Source organism: Streptococcus infantis (assembly GCF_047465185.1).
In the GTDB taxonomy this organism is placed as follows: Bacteria; Bacillota; Bacilli; order Lactobacillales; family Streptococcaceae; genus Streptococcus; species Streptococcus infantis_O.
Map to the genome: position 1 here is coordinate 625,368 of NZ_JASHAJ010000001.1, position 19,791 is coordinate 645,158.

General features: G+C 39.1%; 21 protein-coding genes and 1 other annotated feature. Of the genes, 7 read left to right on the forward strand and 14 right to left on the reverse strand.

The window, feature by feature from the left end; all coding sequences use genetic code 11:
• The first annotated feature begins 17 nt into the window (after positions 1–17).
• Both QM382_RS03150 and QM382_RS03155 read left to right on the forward strand, forming a co-directional pair.
• Positions 18–623 (forward strand): NADPH-dependent FMN reductase, encoded by a 606-nt coding sequence (locus QM382_RS03150; protein WP_049495091.1) that lies wholly within the window; start codon positions 18–20, stop codon positions 621–623.
• Positions 624–640: 17 nt separating this feature from the next.
• On the forward strand, positions 641–1,879 hold the full coding sequence (locus QM382_RS03155) for an NAD(P)H-dependent oxidoreductase (RefSeq protein ID WP_303405136.1): 1,239 nt from the start codon (positions 641–643) through the stop codon (positions 1,877–1,879).
• Positions 1,880–1,961: 82 nt separating this feature from the next.
• Here QM382_RS03155 and QM382_RS03160 read toward each other — a convergent pair whose 3' ends face one another.
• From QM382_RS03160 to rplJ, 6 genes are all read right to left on the reverse strand, one after another.
• Positions 1,962–2,219 carry a DUF896 family protein gene (locus QM382_RS03160; protein ID WP_000187071.1) on the reverse strand — a complete coding sequence of 86 codons (258 nt, stop codon included), beginning with the start codon at positions 2,217–2,219 and terminating at the stop codon, positions 1,962–1,964.
• Positions 2,220–2,248: 29 nt separating this feature from the next.
• On the reverse strand, positions 2,249–4,285 hold the full coding sequence (glyS, locus tag QM382_RS03165) for a glycine--tRNA ligase subunit beta (protein ID WP_414272408.1): 2,037 nt from the start codon (positions 4,283–4,285) through the stop codon (positions 2,249–2,251).
• A 208-nt stretch (positions 4,286–4,493) separates the two neighbouring features.
• The gene (gene glyQ / locus QM382_RS03170; RefSeq protein WP_414272409.1) at positions 4,494–5,411 is read right to left on the reverse strand and encodes a glycine--tRNA ligase subunit alpha; all 918 of its coding nucleotides are present in this window, start codon (positions 5,409–5,411) and stop codon (positions 4,494–4,496) included.
• A gap of 211 nt (positions 5,412–5,622) precedes the next feature.
• A complete protein-coding gene (locus tag QM382_RS03175) occupies positions 5,623–5,994 on the reverse strand; it encodes a GFA family protein (protein ID WP_003097717.1) in 372 nt (123 codons plus the stop codon).
• A gap of 406 nt (positions 5,995–6,400) precedes the next feature.
• Positions 6,401–6,769, reverse strand: coding sequence for a 50S ribosomal protein L7/L12 (gene rplL, locus QM382_RS03180; RefSeq protein ID WP_001196964.1), 369 nt, complete (start codon positions 6,767–6,769; stop codon positions 6,401–6,403).
• A gap of 72 nt (positions 6,770–6,841) precedes the next feature.
• Positions 6,842–7,342 (reverse strand): 50S ribosomal protein L10, encoded by a 501-nt coding sequence (rplJ, locus tag QM382_RS03185; RefSeq protein WP_045615818.1) that lies wholly within the window; start codon positions 7,340–7,342, stop codon positions 6,842–6,844.
• 38 nt (positions 7,343–7,380) lie between these two features.
• Positions 7,381–7,516, reverse strand: a sequence feature (ribosomal protein L10 leader region).
• Between the two features lie 634 nt (positions 7,517–8,150).
• Between rplJ and QM382_RS03190 the strand changes: the two genes are divergently transcribed.
• Together QM382_RS03190 and QM382_RS03195 are read left to right on the forward strand one after the other, a co-directional pair.
• Positions 8,151–8,678, forward strand: a complete 528-nt coding sequence (locus QM382_RS03190) for an ECF transporter S component (protein ID WP_414272410.1) — start codon at positions 8,151–8,153, stop codon at positions 8,676–8,678.
• A gap of 10 nt (positions 8,679–8,688) precedes the next feature.
• Complete coding sequence (locus QM382_RS03195) at positions 8,689–9,204, forward strand: transcription repressor NadR (RefSeq protein WP_178895130.1); 516 nt, start codon at positions 8,689–8,691, stop codon at positions 9,202–9,204.
• Here the strand turns inward: QM382_RS03195 and QM382_RS03200 are convergent.
• The 7 genes from QM382_RS03200 to uvrB form a co-directional block, all read right to left on the reverse strand.
• Positions 9,201–9,668: an 8-oxo-dGTP diphosphatase gene (locus QM382_RS03200; RefSeq protein WP_414272411.1), complete on the reverse strand. Its 468-nt coding sequence runs from the start codon at positions 9,666–9,668 to the stop codon at positions 9,201–9,203. The genes QM382_RS03195 and QM382_RS03200 overlap by 4 nt on opposite strands.
• 12 nt (positions 9,669–9,680) lie before the next feature.
• Positions 9,681–10,121 carry a hypothetical protein gene (locus QM382_RS03205; RefSeq protein ID WP_414272412.1) on the reverse strand — a complete coding sequence of 147 codons (441 nt, stop codon included), beginning with the start codon at positions 10,119–10,121 and terminating at the stop codon, positions 9,681–9,683.
• A 2-nt stretch (positions 10,122–10,123) separates the two neighbouring features.
• Positions 10,124–10,624, reverse strand: a complete 501-nt coding sequence (locus QM382_RS03210; RefSeq protein WP_414272413.1) for a hypothetical protein — start codon at positions 10,622–10,624, stop codon at positions 10,124–10,126.
• Positions 10,621–11,172, reverse strand: coding sequence for a hypothetical protein (locus tag QM382_RS03215; RefSeq protein ID WP_414272414.1), 552 nt, complete (start codon positions 11,170–11,172; stop codon positions 10,621–10,623). Before QM382_RS03215 ends, QM382_RS03210 begins: the two co-directional genes overlap by 4 nt.
• Complete coding sequence (locus tag QM382_RS03220; RefSeq protein WP_414272415.1) at positions 11,169–11,795, reverse strand: NAD(P)H-dependent oxidoreductase; 627 nt, start codon at positions 11,793–11,795, stop codon at positions 11,169–11,171. The genes QM382_RS03215 and QM382_RS03220 overlap by 4 nt, the downstream gene beginning before the upstream one ends.
• Before the next feature lie 94 nt (positions 11,796–11,889).
• The gene (locus QM382_RS03225; protein WP_414272416.1) at positions 11,890–12,387 is read right to left on the reverse strand and encodes an N-acetyltransferase family protein; all 498 of its coding nucleotides are present in this window, start codon (positions 12,385–12,387) and stop codon (positions 11,890–11,892) included.
• A gap of 14 nt (positions 12,388–12,401) precedes the next feature.
• Positions 12,402–14,390 carry an excinuclease ABC subunit UvrB gene (gene uvrB / locus QM382_RS03230; RefSeq protein WP_414272417.1) on the reverse strand — a complete coding sequence of 663 codons (1,989 nt, stop codon included), beginning with the start codon at positions 14,388–14,390 and terminating at the stop codon, positions 12,402–12,404.
• A gap of 180 nt (positions 14,391–14,570) precedes the next feature.
• Between uvrB and QM382_RS03235 the strand changes: the two genes are divergently transcribed.
• The 3 genes from QM382_RS03235 (at position 14,571) to zwf (ending at position 18,392) form a co-directional block, all read left to right on the forward strand.
• Complete coding sequence (locus QM382_RS03235; RefSeq protein WP_414272418.1) at positions 14,571–16,016, forward strand: amino acid ABC transporter substrate-binding protein/permease; 1,446 nt, start codon at positions 14,571–14,573, stop codon at positions 16,014–16,016.
• Positions 16,016–16,756 (forward strand): amino acid ABC transporter ATP-binding protein, encoded by a 741-nt coding sequence (locus tag QM382_RS03240; RefSeq protein WP_414272419.1) that lies wholly within the window; start codon positions 16,016–16,018, stop codon positions 16,754–16,756. The genes QM382_RS03235 and QM382_RS03240 overlap by 1 nt, the downstream gene beginning before the upstream one ends.
• A gap of 148 nt (positions 16,757–16,904) precedes the next feature.
• Entirely contained in the window at positions 16,905–18,392 is a 1,488-nt protein-coding gene (zwf, locus tag QM382_RS03245) for a glucose-6-phosphate dehydrogenase (RefSeq protein WP_414272420.1), read from the forward strand.
• A gap of 39 nt (positions 18,393–18,431) precedes the next feature.
• Here zwf and ftsY read toward each other — a convergent pair whose 3' ends face one another.
• Complete coding sequence (ftsY, locus tag QM382_RS03250) at positions 18,432–19,790, reverse strand: signal recognition particle-docking protein FtsY (RefSeq protein ID WP_414272421.1); 1,359 nt, start codon at positions 19,788–19,790, stop codon at positions 18,432–18,434.
• Position 19,791 lies beyond the last annotated feature (1 nt).

The window sequence follows — 19,791 nt, forward strand, 5'->3', positions numbered from 1 at the left end:
AAGAGAAAGGAAAGCCCATGCTTAAACTTATTGCTATTGTAGGAACTAACTCAAAACGTTCCACAAACCGCCAACTGCTTCAATACATGCAGAAACACTTTGCTGATAAAGCAGAAATCGAATTGGTAGAAATTAAAGATCTACCTGTATTTAACAAACCAGCTGACAAACAAATCCCAGCTGAAGCTACGGAAATCGCTGCTAAAATCGAAGCTGCTGATGGAGTTATTATCGGTACTCCAGAATACGACCACTCAATCCCGGCTGTTCTTATGAGCGCTCTTGCTTGGATTTCATATGGTGTATTCCCGCTTTTGAACAAACCTGTCATGATTACAGGTGCTTCATATGGTACACTCGGTTCATCACGTGCTCAATTGCAACTTCGTCAAATTCTTAATGCTCCTGAAATCAAAGCAAATGTTCTCCCAGATGAATTCTTGCTTTCACATTCTCTTCAAGCATTTGATCAAAATGGTGACTTGGTAGATCTTGATGTCATCAAGAAATTGGATGCCATCTTTGATGACTTCCGTGTCTTTGTTAAAGTTACTGAGAAATTGCGTAACGCACAAGAGCTTCTTCGCAAAGATGCTGAAGACTTTGACTGGGAAAATTTGTAAGATAGGAGATCGAAAGAATGAAATTTGTTGGACTTGTTGGATCAAACTACGATCAATCATATAACCGCAAACTCTTGGAGTTCATCCGCCGTCAGTTTAAATTTAAATTTGAACTAGAAGTTTTGGAAATCGATGAAGTTCCAATGTTTAACCAAGACGAAAAATGGGATGACAGTTTCCAGTTGCGCCTTCTTTACAACAAAATTACTCGCGCTGATGGTGTGATTATTGCTACTCCTGAGCACAACCACACTATTTCTGCTTCACTTAAGTCTGTACTTGAGTGGCTTTCATTCGAAGTTCATCCATTTGAAAACAAACCAGTCATGATTGTGGGTGCTTCATACTATGACCAAGGAACTTCACGTGCTCAAGTTCACCTTCGTAAGATTCTTGACGCACCAGGTGTTAATGCCTACACATTGCCAGGTAATGAGTTCCTTCTTGGAAAAGCTAAAGAAGCTTTTGACGCAAATGGAAACATTATTAACGAAGGAACTGTTAAATTCCTTGAGTCTTGCTTAGATAACTTTGTCAAATACGTAGGAGTCGTTTCTAAATTGAAAAAACCAAAACCAATTGAACCAGAAGATTTGGATTGTGGAAAACCAATTGCCACAACTATTACAGAGGTCGACCCTGATGATCCAGAATGGGTTGAAAAAGTAGCAGAAATTACAGGTGCTGTTTCAGGTGATACATATGTTAAACTTGACCATGGTATCTTGACAGTTAACCAGATTGATATGTTCTTGAAAGCTATGCCTTTTGAACTAACATACGCTGACGATAACAACCAATTCCTTTACTACAACAATGCTCACCAGGATCCTGACACAATGTTTGCAAAACGTGTCCCATCTCAATCTGGTAGCCGTATGTCAACAGTTCACGGATCACTTCCACCAGCACGTATGAAAAACGTTGAGTGGGTAATCGGAACTCTTCGTAACGGAAACCAAGAATACGTACGTACAATTGTTCCTGGTTCACCTGCAGGTGTTATCAATACTCACAACTACCAAGCTATGTACTATCCTGATGGATCATATGCTGGTATCAATGAAATTGTCTTTAACTTCCAACCATGGCTTGACTGGTACTTGAAAGAAACTGGTCAACATTTGGTAGGCGGTAGCGGACCTTTTGCTCCTGCTGCTGGAGGTCACGGAGATGCCGATGCTACTTCTGGCGCTTCTGACTCAGCCGATGGTGGCCACGGAGCTGCTGATGCTACTTCTGGTGCAAGTAACTAATAACTAACAAAAAGGAACCATTTTGGGTTCCTTTTTTATAATAGAAATCTCGGTTCGCACTCACAAACCGAGATTTTTTTATTTATGAATTCGGATCATCAAGACTACGGCCATGTAAACCTTTTTCGCGTTGTACTTGACGAAGTTTTTCAGGAGTCACATCATTACCATCTTCATCGACGATTTTGATTCCTTCAATGTGATGACGAACTGAACGACGATAGCCTTCGATGTATTCTTCACGAAGTTTGGCTTGTTCTACTTTTTCTTCCGCAGTCAAGCCTTCTGTTTTTTTCTTTTTAGCAAGTTCATTAATACGAGCGATTTTTTCTGGTGTCATATTTGGACCTCCAATCTACTTTTCAATTACTATTTTGTATTAAGAAGGTTAAAAGCAGCCACTGTTTTTGCTTTATTGACAAGTTCAGCTAGAATAGCCAAACGATTATTCTTAACATCAATATCCTCTGCCATAACCATGGTATTGTCAAAGAATGCATCAATCACTGGACTAAGAGCAAATAGTTGTGTTAATTTATCGCTTGCTGAACCTTTCAATTCAAGACTTTCGACAGCTTGAGCTAGTTCTTTTTCCTGTTCATTTTCAAAGAGGCTAGTATCAACTTTGACTGAGCCTTCTGCTTTTTCCGCTAGGTTAAAGGCACGAGATAATGACTCAACTGATGATTTGTAATCTTCAGTTTTCGCAGCTTCTGAAAGAGCTTCTGCTGCTTCAATCATATCAGAGACAACAAAGTTTGAACTTGCGAGAACAGCTTCTTTAATATCTTTTGCAGTAGAACCCATCATCTTATCAACACGAGCTTTGATGAAGTTAAGCACTTCTTCTTGGTTATCGTAAGTTAAACTATCAAACGATAAAGCATAAAGACTAGCAATCAACTCGTCCATTGGAATATTCCATCCAAAGTCTTCTAAGATTCGAACAATCCCTTGTGTTGCACGACGAAGGGCATAAGGGTCGTTTGAACCAGATGGAATCAAACCAACAGAGAAGAAAGATAAGAGAGTATCCAATTTATCGGCTAGTGCAAGTATTGCTCCAACTTTAGATTCAGGAAGAGCTCCGTCTGCTGAGTCTGGAAGGTAGTGTTCTCGAATAGCTTGCGCCACTGTAGCATTTTCACCTGCAAGAAGCGCATACTTCTCACCCATGATCCCTTGAAGCTCATCAAATTCACCAACCATACCGGTTAAGAGGTCAAATTTATAAATGGCTGCAGCACGAGCAAGATCAATAGATTCATCAACTGATAGACCAGCTTTTTCTGCCAGCAGGATAGCAATTTGCCCTGTACGAATCATGTGTTCACGAAGTGATCCAATCTTTTCATGGAAGGTAACGTGTGAAAGTTTAGCAACTAAATCTTCAATCTTGAGTTTTTGGTCTTCACGCCAGAAGAATTCTCCATCTTCCAAGCGGGCAACCAAAACTTTCTCATTTCCTCGAATGACATTTTCCAAGTGTTCAGCATTTCCGTTACGAACTGAAATGAAGTTTGGTTTTAGATTTCCTTCAAGATCACGGACAACAAAATAACGTTGATGAGTTTCCATTGAAGTTACTAAAACTTCTTCTGGAACTTCTAGGTATTTAGGATCAAAATTACCCATAAAAGCGGTTGGATATTCGACCAAGTTTAAGACTTCGTTTAAAAGTCCTTCATCAATCTGTACTTGAACGCCTTGTTCTGCTTCAATTTCCTTAATTTGTTCGCGAATCATATTTTCACGTTCAATGCTATCAGCAATGACATAGACTTTGCGTAAGTCTTCTTCGTAACTATCAGCATGACGAATTTCTACTTCATGACCAAGGAAACGATGTCCTCGACTCACTCTGCCTGAATGAATATCTAAGAAATCTAGTTCAAGAGCTTCATCATCCAAAAGTACTGTCAAAGTGTGGACTGGACGGATATATTCAAAAGTATTGTTTGCCCAATGCATGCTAACAGGGAAACTTAAGCTAGCCAAGACTTCTGGAATTCCTGTCAATACTTCCTCAGCTGGTTTTCCAGCTTCATGCTTGGTTACGTAGACATATTCTTCACCTTTGATTTCACGGAATTCAATGTCATCTACAGTCAAGCCTTTTCCACGGACAAAACCTTGTGCTGCTTTAGAAAAGTTTCCTTCTGCATCTAAAGCAATTTTCTTAGAAGGTCCTTTAAAATCTTCAGTCAAATCTGTTTGTTGGTCTGCTAAACCAAGTACACGAACAGCCAAACGACGTGGAGTTGAGAAAGTTTGAATTCCTTCGTATGAAAGGCGATTTTCATCCAAGAAGGCTGCCATTTTTTCACCTAGTTGTTTTTCACTTGGTGTGACAACGTAGGCTGGTAACTCTTCGAGTCCTAGTTCTACTAATAAGTTTTTTGTCATGTTTTTTCTCCGAAAAATATCTTTTTTGCCAGTTTGCCTTATGTGATTGGCACGCAAGCAACCGACTGCGTCGTTTCATTGCTAAAATTGGAGCCTAAGGTCTCCAATTTTGCCTGGTATCGTTAGTTTCTTTAATGATACCTCTATCACTGCGGCAACTGGTTCTGTAGGATTGCTCTATAACCAAATCCTATTTAATATACTCTCTTTATTCTTCCTCTTCTGCTAGGAGTTTTGCACGGGTTGCTTCGTCTAGCAGTGGGTAACCGAGTTTCTTACGTTCTGCTACGAAGGTCTTAGCTACTACACGGGCCAAGTTACGGATTCGAGCGATATACCCAGCACGTTCTGTAACGGATACCGCTCCACGAGCGTCGAGTAAGTTAAAGGTATGTGAACATTTCAAAACATAGTCGTAGGCTGGGTGAACAAGCCCCAACTCCAAAGCACGTCCTGCTTCTTTTTCAAACCTCTCGAAGTTTTCAAGAAGCATGTCTTGGTCTGAAACTTCAAAGCTGTATTTTGAGTGCTCATATTCAGGTTGAAGGAAGATTTCTCCGTATTTAACTCCTGGAGCCCACTCAATATCGTAAACAGAATCTACTTCTTGGATATAAGAAGCTAAGCGTTCCAATCCATAAGTCACCTCAGCAGTTACAGGACCAGTTGCCAAGCCACCGACCTGTTGGAAATAAGTAAACTGTGTGATTTCCATACCGTCAAGCCAAACTTCCCAACCAAGACCTGCAGATCCAGTTGATGGGTTTTCCCAGTTATCTTCAACGAAACGAATATCGTGTTCCAATGGGTTGATGCCCAATTTTTCCAAAGACTCAAGGTAGAGCTCTTGGATATTTGATGGAGATGGCTTCATAACCACTTGGAATTGGTGGTGTTGGTAGAGACGATTTGGGTTTTCTCCGTAACGACCGTCAGCAGGACGACGTGATGGCTCTACATAAGCTGCATTCCATGGCTCAGGACCAATGGCACGAAGGAAAGTATAAGGACTCATAGTTCCCGCACCTTTTTCGTTATCATAAGCCTGCATAAGCATACAACCCTGATCATTCCAGTATTGTTGCAAAGTCAAAATTATTTCTTGAAATGTTAATTTCTTAGACATTGAATACTCCTTAATTAAAAATGATTTCTTGCGACACGAGTCTGCCTCGTCGATTATACGAGGCAAGACGAGTTAGTACTGCGTCTAGCTCAGGCACCTTAGTGCTGAGCGTGGGGCAGTCCGACTGTAAGGAGGTCTCTGCCACTGACACAGTGGAAAGTCAATTTTTTAGACATTGTTTTCTCCTTTAATTTATATTATCTTCTTATATTTATTTATCAAGCAACCAAGAAAAGGCTGGGTCCTGAAAAATATGACGTTTAGGAACAGTTTGTAAATTCTGATCGCATTCATCTATTGTACCTAATTTCAAAGCACAGACTTCTGGTATATTTTCTTGAACAGTGAAAATTTGACTATGACAGTTCTGGCAGTAATAACGCTGTTTTCCTGGAGAAGAACTATACGTAACAAGCTTTTCTTTTCCATGCAATACTAGATTTTTACTACTAACTTTGGCATTAACTGTATAGGCAGACGCAGTTGCTTTCCGACAGAATGAACAGTGGCAAAAAACTAATTCAGATAATTCCTCATCCAGAGTGTAAGTCACTGCTTTACATAAACAAGATCCTTTAAGCATTGTACTCCTTTCTACTTAGGCATTAGACGAATTCAAAAAGAACCGAATTTCAACACCCAAGCCTTGCGACTAGGGGCGTCAGAAACGCGGTTCCACCCTAATTTATTACTTCATTGTTTTTGAAAATACTACCAAAAGCGCCACACTTATCACTCAATCACCTGACTCTCACTATCTCAGGCTCGCTTAAGATCTACCGATAAGATATTCTTTCTTGCGTCTATTATAACAAAATGCAATTAAAAAGTAAATTTTTTTCTTAAGGAATCTCCAATAATTCACCTAAAATAGAAATACTAATCTAAAGTCATCCCCTTTCATGCCCCTTTTTGAACAAAAAGAAAAACCGCTACTCCTAAGAATAGCGGTTTAATCATGTTTTTAAGCTACAAATGTAGTCGCTCTATTATTTAAGAGTAACTGAAGCTCCAGCTTCTTCCAATTTAGCTTTGATTTCTTCAGCTTCTGCAGTTGGAACGCCTTCTTTGATGACACCTGGTGCACCATCAACAAGTTCTTTAGCTTCTTTAAGTCCAAGACCAGTGATTTCACGTACAACTTTGATAACGCCAACTTTTTTGTCACCAGCAGCTGTCAATTCAACGTCAAATGAGTCTTTAGCAGCACCAGCGTCAGCAGCACCAGCTGCAGCAACAGCTACAGGAGCAGCTGCAGTTACACCAAATTCTTCTTCGATAGCTTTTACAAGGTCGTTCAATTCAAGGATTGAAGCTTCTTTAATTTCAGCAATAATGTTTTCAATGTTCAATGCCATTGTTATTTCCTCCAAATAAGTTTAAATTAAATTTTGTTTTTTTGTAGCTAGGCTACGCTGCGTAGCTTATGATTAAGCTGCGTCTTCTTTGTTGTCTGCAACCGCTTTGACTGCAAGAGCAACGTTGCGCACTGGCGCTTGAAGTACAGAAAGGAGCATAGAAAGAAGTCCTTCGCGGTTTGGAAGAGTTGCAAGAGCAAGAATCTCTTCTTTTGATGCGACAGCGCCTTCGATTGCACCACCTTTGATTTCAAGTGCTTCAGCGTTTTTAGCAAAGTCGTTCAAGATTTTCGCTGGTGCGATAACATCTTCGTTAGAAAATGCTACTGCAGATGGTCCAACAAAAACAGATGCAAGATCTTCAAGTCCAGCTTGTTCAGCTGCACGACGTAAGATTGAGTTTTTAATAACTTTATACTCAACTTCGCTTCCACGAAGCTCACGACGAAGAACTGTATCTTGCTCAACTGTCAAACCACGAGCGTCTACAACGACGATTGATGCAGCAGCTTTCATTTTCTCAGCCACTACGTCAACTAGTTCCGCTTTCTTAGCAATAATTGCTTCACTCATTAGTGTGTTCACCTCCGTAATTATTTTGCTTGGGGAATTTTTCCAAAAGAAAAACGCGCCCAAACCTAGACACGAAAGTACAATACGCTTCTTTTTACATGATACGTTTTGTCCTCGGTAGGATATTTATGAGTCTTGCTCCCCTACTGTCTTAGGCAGTTTTTTCAAACCGTTTATAAGTATATCACAAGAATTCTATCAAAGCAAGTATTTTTTAAAAAAATTTAAGTTTTTTCTCAATTCTACTGCCACTTAGAGAAGAATATTTAAATATTTTCTTAGTAAATGGAAAAGATTGGTACCAAGGTATTATAGATTAAGAGCGCATGAAAGAACAACATTAACACATGAAATATGAATGGAGTATTTTCCGTAGTTTGAATGTCCTGATTAGATTTTTGACTGTCTAAGAAAAAAGTTAATGACAAGAAAAGTAGGATTATGCCATAAATAATGCTAATGTGATAAAGAATGAGTCCTATGATACTGAAATAGAGGAATCCGAATATGGGTATCGATAAAACAATCAGAGCTAAGGAACCAAATGCGATTCTTATTATCGAAATCATTAAGAAACTATAGGCTGAAAATGCGGTAAATTTTGATACTCGTAATCCAGTTTTCTTCAGCTTAGATGTATAATAAATGACAAAAATCGGGTAAAGAATATCTACCATCTCAACTCTCCACTTTTAATAAGATTATTTACTATATTTTAACGATTTTTCTCCAGAAATGCAATTTGCTCCTTGACTAGTTTAAAATTTTAGTGTACTATACAACTGTATATACAGAAAAAGGAGTTATTATGAATACAAAAAAGAAAACCCAATTCATGACTGTAACCGCATTGCTAACCGCTATCGCTATTTTGATTCCTATAGTGATGCCATTTAAAATCGTTATTCCTCCCGCTTCCTACACTCTTGGAAGCCACGTGGCCATCTTCATTGCTATGTTTCTCTCTCCATGGATGGCTATTTTTGTCATTATTGCTTCTAGTATTGGATTCTTACTATCCGGTTATCCGATTGTTATCGTACTTCGAGCTTTTTCTCATATCTTCTTTGGAACCCTGGGAGCTTTCTACCTTCAAAAACATCCTCAAACCTTGGACAACAAGAAATCTTCCTTGATTTTTAACTTTGTACTTGGTTTAGTACATGCTATCGCCGAAGTCTTTGCTTGTATCATCTTCTATGCTAGTACAGGAACAGACCTAAAAAATATGTTCTATGTTCTCTTTGTATTAGTTGGTTTTGGAACTATTGTTCATAGTATGATAGACTATTACTTAGCATTAGCTGTTTATAAAGCACTAAAAAAACGCCATTAAGAAAGAGACTATGACAAAAAATAGAAAAGAAACCCTTTTACAACTCTTAAAAGAAGCTCCAAAACCTCTAAACGGACAAAGCTTAGCAGAACATTTTCATGTAACTCGTCAGATTATTGTTCAGGATATAGCTGTGCTTCGTGCAGATGGTGCTCCTATCCTATCAACCAATCGTGGGTATATCTATAAAGAAAACAAAGCCAATTCTTTTGTTCATAAACTCTTTAAGGTCAAACATAAAGAGGAAGATATGGGGCAAGAATTACTTGCTATCGTTGATAACGGAGGACGGGTTCAAAATATCCTTATTGACCATCCTGTCTACGGGGAAATCGAAACCCTCCTCAAACTAAGTTGTAGACGCGATGTGGAGCACTTTTTAAACCAAGTTAAGACGTCTGATTTTCGCCCCCTATCTGAATTAACAGATGGCGTCCATTATCACCTAGTCGAAGCTGAAAACGAACAAGACCTCCTCTATATCGAGAAGGCCTTGGACCAGCTTGGTTATTTAGTAAAAGATTAGAAGGTTCTCTTTTCCCACCCATCCTCTGTACGGTGACGGTAGAAAAATTCAGACTTGTCTGGAGCTTCCATCATCTCCATCAAAGGTAACATATCATAGGCCAGATCCAAATTTGGAATCTGGTCTTTTTGTACCCAGGAAACTTCTCCTTCTTCAGATGATTGTAGAGTACCAGTAAACTCAGTCGCCTTATAACAAAAGACAATATAACGCTCACCTGTATCTAACGGCCAATTTTTAATGCCGACAAGTTGAGGATTTTGAATCGTCAGACCTGTTTCTTCATAGATTTCACGAATAACAGACTCTGCAAAGGCCTCTCCATCTTCAATATGACCTCCTGGAAAAGCATAACCAGACCAGTGGTTGGTTTCGGGCGAACGATACTGCATAACAACGCGCTGCTTTTCTAGATCTTCAATCAGACAAATATTTGTTAAAATCGTTAATTGTGCTCGAGACATAGGATTCACTTTCTAAGGGTTATTTTCTATCATGTACTTAACTTTAGATTTCATAATCAAAGGATTAATCCAGTCGTGATACTCTCGAATATCATCAAGAAAAAATCCTCTATTAATCCTTATCTCTTTGTCTTTACTATTAACTTGATAGTCTATACTGATAGGCATGGCTGAGTCTGGAATAAAAGATAGAAAAAAGAATATCATCAACCAGATTAAAAGAGCGAAAAAGCCACTGAGAGCCTGAAAAATCAGGTGATGCCATTGAAAGATTCTAGATTTATAGAAGATAGTCCACGGATGGATAAATAAAGTAAGGCAAAGACTAAATAACCAGATGTTCCACACAATAGGTGTAAAAGCAAAACCGAACAAGCCTAAGATAAAATGAATCAGGACAAATACAAGAAACATAAGGTAAAGAATCCTAAATATAGTTAGATGTTTTAGCATGATTAACTCCTTTTCTTTTTAATATATTTGGAAATTAAAATGATCAAAGTAGCCACTAAGAAGAAGGTTATATAAGTAAGAATTGGAAACCAGATGTAGCGGTGATCTAGAGATAAGAGAGAAGGTAAAATCCCTTTACTATTTTTCCCACCAATCCCAATAAAGAGATGAACTATTAAACCGATACTATTAAGATAGATAAATAAATCTGCATATCTTTTTATCGTCATTCTTGTCCTAGTCAAGTCTAGGAACCAATAGTCAAATAATCCATAGACCAGACAAAAAAGATTTATATATATTGGAAAACTATAGTTGATATCTCTGTATGGCGAAGGAATAGGAAGACTTTCAAAAATTAGATTCAAACTTAGTCCTATTGCTAGGATAAGACCGAGGATCAAGAAGAATCCTAAAAATTTATGAGAATCTAGCCAAAGATGAAAACTTTCTTTCACTGAGAGATTCTTTTTTGTATTTGAATTTCTTTTATTCTTTTTCATTTGAGTGGATTTTCCTTATTTTCTTTTTTCCCTTTTTTCTTTTCAATATACTTGGAAATTAAAATAATCAAAGCAGGCACTAAGAAGAAGGTTATATAAGTAAGAATTGGAAACCAGATATAGCGATAGTCTAATGCCCATATCGGAAGTAATCTTGTTCCTCTTTTAGAGGTCATCCCAATCGTTAACTGGAATACACAAGCAATTCCGTTAGGATATAAAAACATATCTGCAAAATTTCGCAAGGAAATCCAATCTTTTCTAAAGGTACGAAAGAAAGTATGATAAGATGCATTCACCAATACAAAAAGATTTAAAAAAAGTGGAAAACTATAATGCAGTTCCCGATAGGAACTTGGAATAAGGGTTGTTCCGTACAATAGACATAATATTCCTAGAGTAGAAAACAAAAGAACGCTTGCATCAAGGATCCAGGCAATTGTTGAATGTTGCATAAACCACAGATTCATGCGGTCCAGTAGACCAATCTTTCGCTTTGATTTCTGGTGTTTTTTTGATTTTTTCTGACTCTTATTTTCTTGTTTCATGATAGTTTCTTCACTTCTGCTGCGACCTTTTTGAGATGCTGTTCTCGCATACTAGCGGTATTCACATCCCGGCCGACTTCTCCTAAGATGCAGACGCGCTTGGTTTTAATCCCACAGTGGTTCAAGACGGCATTTTTCAAAACAGAGATACCATAACTATCAGGAATGTTGAGAGGACCTGAAAAGATCTTGTACCACCAAGTAGGTGCCATTGAGGTTGCGTAAATACTGGCTGTTTTCCCTTTTAATAACTTTTTAAACTGCTTGCCTCTGACGTAATTCCAGATAAAACTCCCCTGATCATTAGCAGAGTAGGCAATCCCCGGTGTAAAGACACGATCAATCCAACCTTTCATAAGGCTCGGCATACTACTCCACCAGATGGGATAAACAAAGATCAGATGATCCGCCCACTGGATTAATTCTTGGGAACGAAGGATAAAAGAATCTTCTTCCATACGTTTTCGATAGCCATAACGTAAAACAGGATCAAAGTCCTCTTCATTAAGGTTGATGACTTCAAGCTCATGGCGACCTGAGTCAATATTTTCTACAATGGTTTGAAAAATAGCCTGACAGTAACTTTCCCTATCAGGGTGCCCATTAATGACTAAAATTTTCATTCGTTCTCACCTTCATCTCTTTGTTTCATTCTATCTATTTCACTTTTTATACTTGATTAGCTGATAATGGTTCAAAGATTGATAGATAGGTCCTTTAGGAATTTTTATTTGAAGAACACATCATTCGCAATTCCTTAACAGGTTTTCCAAGGTCAAGTACTTTTTCTTGGCCATCAAAAGTAAAACCCATTTTTTGATAGAAAGCAATGGCTCGCTTATTATCTTTCAATACCCATAAATAAATTTCAGAGAAATGATTGAGAGCAACAAATGCAGCATGTATTAACTGTTCACTCACACCTTTTCCATAGTAATCTTTTAAAACATATAAGGCAATGATTTCACCAGCTTGAATGGCCTCATCACGAAAATTTCCATAGCTGATAAATCCAACGACCTGCTTTCCATCCATCGCAATCAAGGTATTTTCTGGATATTTTTGACTAAAGAATCGACATCTTTCTAATGTCATCGTCTCCTGAAATTCCGCGGGTAAAAGATCGTCATAAGCCTCTCTCCACGTTTGCCAGTGAACGAGAGATTTCCCTTCTATCTCTTCAGGAGTTTCCATTGTTTTAATGATAATCTTCATTCGCTTTATCCTATCTAATCCAACGCCTTGACTTCCAACATCATATCACGTATTTGCGCTGCCAACTCAAAGTCAAGCACTTCGACAGCTTCTTGCATTTGTTTTTCCAGTTTCTTGACCAATTCTTTGCGTTCTTGTTTGTTAAGGCTATTGATATCGACTTCCTTGTCTTCTTCCTTAGCAACTGTCTTGGTAACAGAAATAAGGTCACGGATTTCCTTCTTAATCGTTTGTGGAATAATACCGTGTTCTTCATTATAAGCCATCTGGATTTTACGGCGGCGAGCTGTTTCATCAATGGCTTTTTGCATAGACTGAGTTATGGTGTCCGCATACATAATCACATGTCCTTCACTATTACGGGCTGCACGACCGATGGTTTGGATCAGACCACGTTCATTACGGAGGAAACCTTCCTTGTCAGCATCGAGAATGGCAACTAAACTTACTTCAGGTACGTCAATCCCTTCACGAAGGAGATTGATTCCAACCAAGACATCAAAAACTCCTAATCGTAAATCTCGGATAATCTCTGTCCGCTCTAAGGTCTTGATATCCGAGTGCATGTACTTGACTTTGATGCCCATTTCCTTAAAGTAATCCGTCAAGTCTTCTGCCATTTTCTTGGTCAAGGTTGTAATAAAGGTACGTTCGTTCTTTTCAACACGGGCATTGATTTCACCAAGCAAATCGTCAATCTGTCCCATGGTTGGACGCACTTCCACCTCTGGATCCAAAAGACCAGTCGGACGAATGATTTGCTCAATCACAGTGTCCGTTTGTTCCATCTCATAATCACCAGGCGTTGCTGAAACGTAGACAATCTGGTGGACATGACTTTCAAACTCTTCACGACGAAGAGGACGGTTGTCCAAGGCAGACGGCAAACGGAAACCGTAATTGACCAACATTTCCTTGCGTGAACGGTCTCCATTATACATGCCCTTGATTTGCCCCATGGTCATGTGACTTTCATCAATCATAATCAAAAAATCATCAGGGAAGAAGTCAAGAAGGGTGTACGGAGGCTCCCCTTCGCTTCGTCCATCCATGTGACGTGAGTAGTTTTCGACACCATTTGTATAACCCATTTCACGGAGCATTTCAATATCGTACTCTGTCCGTTGTTTCAAACGTTGCGCTTCGAGGAGTTTACCTTCCTTTTCAAAAACAGCTAATTGTTCCTCCAACTCAGCCTGGATCCTAGCAATCGCTACTTCCATGTGGTCATCATTGGTCACAAAGTGAGTGGCTGGGAAAATTGCTAAATGGTCCACTTCACCAAGAACTTGCCCTGTCAAAGCTTCGACTTCACGGATACGGTCAATCTCATCCCCAAAAAACTCTACACGAAAGGCATGCTCGTCACGAGAGGCTGGGAAAATCTCCACCACATCCCCACGGACTCGGAATCTCCCCCGTTGAAAGTCGATGTCATTGCGCTCAAACTGGATATCTACCAAGTCGTTCAGCAGTTTATCTCGAGAAATCTCAAGACCCGGACGCAAACTTACCACACTATCAGCATATTCCTTTGGAGAACCCAAACCATAGATACAAGAAACTGATGCCACAATGATAACATCATTACGCTCCAACAAAGCTGATGTTGCTGAGTGGCGTAATTTATCAATCTCGTCATTGACCGAGCTGTCTTTTTCAATGTAGGTATCGCTAGAGGGCACATAAGCTTCTGGCTGGTAGTAATCATAGTAAGAAACGAAGTACTCAACAGCATTCTCTGGGAAAAATTCCTTGAACTCCCCATAGAGCTGGCCTGCTAGTGTCTTATTGTGGGCAATGACCAAGGTTGGCTTATTAACTTGCGCAATCACTTGACTCATGGTATAGGTTTTCCCTGTTCCAGTCGCCCCCATCAGGATTTGAGCCTTTTCTCCTCCCTCGATGTTATCCACCAACTGCTCGATAGCCTGCGGTTGGTCACCAGAGGGTTGGTATTTAGATACGAGTTTAAATTTATTGTCTGTAATTCTATTTATCATAATAGCCTCATATACATTTTCTATCCTTCTATTTTACCATAAAAAAGGGAAGACTTTCCGATTACCAATTTTATACCTTTGTCATTCATATGTTATATCTTCTAACATCGAAATATAAAATATTTGCCGGATTCAATTTTTTCTGCTATAATTTGAAAATACCCTGAAAGGAGACATCACATGAAGAAAAAAATTCTAGCTTGTTTGCTTATTTTATTTACTATTTTCTCATTAGGACTAGTAAAAGCTGATACTGAGAAAACCAAGTATGTCATTGCCAGTGACTCGTCATTTGCACCATTTGTTTTCCAAGACTCAAGCAATCAATACACTGGTATCGATATGGATCTAATCAAGGCTATCGCTGAAGACCAAGGCTTTGAGGTCGAGATTACCAATCCTGGTTTTGATGCTGCTATTAACGCAGTCCAGTCTGGACAAGCAGACGGTATCATTGCAGGTATGTCAGTGACTGATGCTCGTAAAGAAACTTTTGATTTCTCTGACTCTTACTATACAGCAAACACCATTCTCGGTGTGAAAGAATCAAGTACCATTTCTTCTTATGAAGATTTGAACGGTAAAACTGTAGGTGTGAAAAACGGTACTGCTTCACAAACCTTCCTAACAGAGAATCAAAGCAAATATGGTTATAAGATCAAAACTTTTTCCGATGCTGCCTCTATGTATGATAGTTTAAATGCCGGTTCAATAGATGCCGTTATGGACGACGAACCTGTTATTAAATACTCTATCAGTCAAGGACAAAAACTAAAAACACCAATCGCAGGTACACCAATTGGCGAAACTGCCTTTGCTGTTAAAAAAGGAAGTAATCCAGAATTGCTAGAGAAGTTCAATAAAGGACTTGCAAATCTTAAGGCAAATGGAGAATTCCAAAAGATTCTTAATAAATATTTAGCTAGCGATTCTACTACTACAAGTTCAACCGCTGATGAAACAACTATTTGGGGCTTGTTGAAAAACAACTACAAACAACTTCTCAGCGGACTTGGAATTACCCTCTCATTAGCACTTATTTCATTTGTAATTGCGATTTTCATCGGTATAATCTTTGGTATGTTTAGTGTCAGCCCTTATAAATCACTCCGTTTGATTTCAGAGATTTTCGTTGACGTTATCCGTGGTATTCCATTGATGATTCTCGCAGCCTTCATTTTCTGGGGTATTCCTAACTTTATCGAGTCTCTTACAGGCCAACAAAGTCCAATCAATGACTTTGTCGCTGGTACTATTGCACTCTCTTTAAACTCAGCAGCCTACATCGCTGAAATTGTTCGTGGTGGTATCAAGGCTGTTCCTGTTGGACAAATGGAAGCCAGTCGAAGTCTTGGTATTTCATATGGAAAAACCATGCGTAAGATTGTCTTGCCTCAAGCAACCAAACTCATGCTTCCAAACTTCGTCAACCAATTTGTTATTGCATTGAAAGATACAACAATCGTATCTGCAATCGGTCTTGTAGAACTCTTCCAAACTGGTAAAATTATCATTGCTCGTAACTACCAAAGTTTCAAAATGTATGCAATTCTCGCAGTCTTTTACCTTGTGATTATCACTCTTCTAACTAGACTAGCAAAACGCTTAGAAAAGAGGATTCAATAATGGCAAAATTAAAAATTGATGTCGATAATTTACATAAACAATATGGAAAAAACAAGGTTCTAAAAGGAATCTCTGTAAAATTCTACGAAGGTGATGTTGTTTGTATCATCGGTCCTTCTGGGTCAGGTAAGTCAACTTTCTTGCGTAGCTTGAATCTCCTCGAAGAGGGGACAAAAGGTCATATCACAGTTAATGGTTATGATTTGACTGACAAAGCAACCAACGTGGACCATGTTCGTGAAAATGTCGGTATGGTTTTCCAGCACTTCAATCTATTTCCACATATGACTGTATTGGAAAATATTACTTTTGCTCCTGTAGAACATAAGTTAATGACTAAGGCTGAAGCTGAAAAATTGGGTATGGAACTCCTCGAAAAAGTTGGGCTTGCTGACAAGGCCAATGCCAATCCTGAAAGTCTATCCGGTGGTCAAAAACAACGTGTGGCTATCGCTCGCGGTTTGGCTATGAATCCAGATATCATGCTCTTTGACGAACCAACTTCTGCCCTTGATCCTGAGATGGTCGGCGACGTTCTGAATGTTATGAAAGAGTTGGCTGAACAAGGCATGACCATGATTATCGTAACCCATGAAATGGGATTTGCTCGTAAGGTTGCCAATCGAGTTATCTTTACAGCAGACGGTGAATTCCTAGAAGATGGTACACCTGATCAAATCTTTGATAACCCACAACACCCTCGACTAAAAGAATTTTTAGACAAGGTTCTCAATGCTTAAAAAACTGCAAGGTAAACCTTGCAGTTTTTTTCTCACTTGTATTTGAATTTTGGATTTTTTAGAAAATTATGATAAAATAAAGGGTATGAAAATGGGGATTCCTCATGCCTAGGATATCTAGGAAAGTAAATAGAAATTAGGTAGCTGGATGTCATCTAAAGTTATTGTTACAATTTTTGGTGCTAGTGGAGATTTGGCTAAACGCAAGCTTTACCCTTCACTCTTTAGACTTTATAAATGTGGTAATCTTTCTGATCATTTTGCTGTTATTGGAACTGCTCGTAGACCATGGAGTAAGGAATATTTCGAATCTGTTGTTGTCGAATCTATTTTAGACTTGGCAGATAGCGCAGAAGAGGCTCAAGCTTTTGCTAGTCATTTTTACTATCAAAGCCACGATGTTAATGATACCGAACACTATATCGAATTACGTAAGCTTCAGGCTGAGTTAAATGAAAAGTATCAAACTGAACACAACAAGCTCTTCTTCCTCTCAATGGCACCACAATTCTTCGGTACCATCGCCAAACACCTCAAGTCTGAGCAAATCGTTGACGGTAAAGGCTTTGAACGTTTGATTGTTGAGAAGCCTTTCGGTACGGATTATGAAACCGCAAGCAAACTAAACGAAGAGCTTCTAGCTACTTTTAACGAAGAGCAAATCTATCGTATCGACCATTATCTTGGTAAAGAGATGATTCAGAGTATCTTTGCCATTCGTTTTGCCAATATGATCTTTGAAAATGTTTGGAATCGAGAACATATTGATAATGTGCAAATTACCTTTGCAGAACGTCTAGGTGTTGAAGAGCGTGGTGGCTACTATGATGAGTCTGGTGCCCTTCGAGACATGGTTCAAAACCACACACTTCAGCTTCTGTCACTCCTTGCTATGGACAAGCCTGCAAGCTTTACAAAGGATGACATTCGCGCAGAGAAAATCAAAGTCTTCAAGAACCTTTACCACCCTACAGACGAGGAACTTAAAGAGCACTTCATCCGTGGTCAATATCGTTCTGGTAAAGTAGATGGCATGAAGTACATTTCTTACCGTAGCGAACCAAATGTCAACCCTGAATCTATGACAGAAACATTTGCTTCAGGTGCCTTCTTTGTAGATACTGATCGCTTCCGTGATGTACCTTTCTTCTTCCGTACAGGTAAACGCCTAACTGAAAAAGGAACACACGTAAACATTGTCTTCAAACAAATGGATTCTATTTTCGGTGAACCACTAGCACCAAATGTGCTTACCATCTATATCCAACCTACTGAAGGTTTCTCTCTCAGCCTTAACGGTAAAAAGGTGGGTGAAGAGTTTAGCCTTGCGCCAAATTCTCTTGACTATCGAACAGATGCGACTGCTACAGGTGCTTCACCAGACCCATATGAAAAACTGATTTATGATGTTTTGAACAATAACTCAACCAACTTTAGCCACTGGGATGAAGTAAGCGCATCATGGAAATTGATTGACCGTATTGAGAAACTTTGGGCTGAAAATGGAGCTCCACTTCATGACTACAAGGCTGGTACAATGGGACCTCAAGCTAGCTTTGATTTACTTGAAAAATACGGAGCTAAGTGGACCTGGCAACCAGATATCGCCTATCGTAAAGATGGTCGTTTAGAATAATCAAAAACAATCCTGCAAGAATTCTTGCAGGATTTTCTTTTATAGCAAACCTTCTAGAAGGCCCTTCATAAAGTTTTCAGAGTTGAACTCACCGATATCATCGATTTTTTCACCAAATCCAATCAACTTAACAGGGATATTGAGCTCTTCACGTATAGCAAGAACGACACCACCTCGAGCAGTTCCATCAATCTTGGTTAATACAATACCTGTCAAAGGAGTGATTTTTGAAAATTCTTTAGCTTGTACAAGAGCATTTTGACCAGTTGAGGCATCTAGAGCTAGGAAGGTTTCATGAGGTGCTTCAGGCACTACGCGTTTGATGATACGACCAATCTTTTCCAATTCTGCCATTAAGTTTTCTTTGTTTTGCAGACGGCCAGCTGTATCAATCATGAGAATATCAATACCTTCTGCTACTGCTCGTTTCATCCCATCAAAGACAACGCTAGCTGGATCTGCTTTCTCAGGACCAGTAACGACAGGAACATCCACACGACGTCCCCATTCTGCTAACTGAGCAACCGCACCCGCACGGAAGGTATCAGCAGCAACAAGCATAACCTTTTTACCAGCTTGTTTGTATCGATTAGCTAATTTACCAATTGAAGTTGTTTTCCCGACCCCATTAACACCTACAAAGAGCATGACAGTCAAACCATCTTGAAAATTAATGCTTTCGTTGTAGTTGCCATCCTTCTCATACAACTCCACCAATTTTTCGATGATAACACGACGAAGTGCTTCAGGTTTCTTAGCATTTTCTAGCTTGGCTTCATAACGCAATTCTTCCGTAAGATTTGAAGCCACCTGGACACCAACGTCACTCATGATGAGTAGTTCTTCTAATTCTTCAAAGAATTCTTCATCAACTGATCGGAAATTAGCGAAGAAGGCATTTAAACGGGCACCAAATCCCGTACGAGTTTTCTTGAGACTGCGGTCATATTTTTCCTGTACAGTCTCTTGCACTTGAGGAGTTTCTTCGATTGCTTGGTTTGCTTCCTCTTCTTCAAAAAACTCTGTTTCTGCTTCGTCAGATTGAGGCTGAACAATTTCTTCCTCGTCACTATCATTTGAAGGAATATCTTCAACATGAGTCGATTCCTCTTGAGGACTATCTGCCTCTTGGACTTGATTTAACTCTTCTTGAGAAACCTTCACTTCGTTAACTGATTCGACAATAGTTTCTTCGTCAACCCCTGCTTCAAATAAGTCTTCACCATTTTCTTCGGCTACGACAGTCCCATCTTGCTCTTTGTCTTCGATATTTTCAGATTCTAGCGTCTCAGTTTGCTGACTATCATCCGATAAATCAATGTTTTCTAGAGCTTCTTTGACAACATCTTCAATTTTAGGTTCTTCTATTTTTCCAAATAAACGGTCAAATAATCCCATT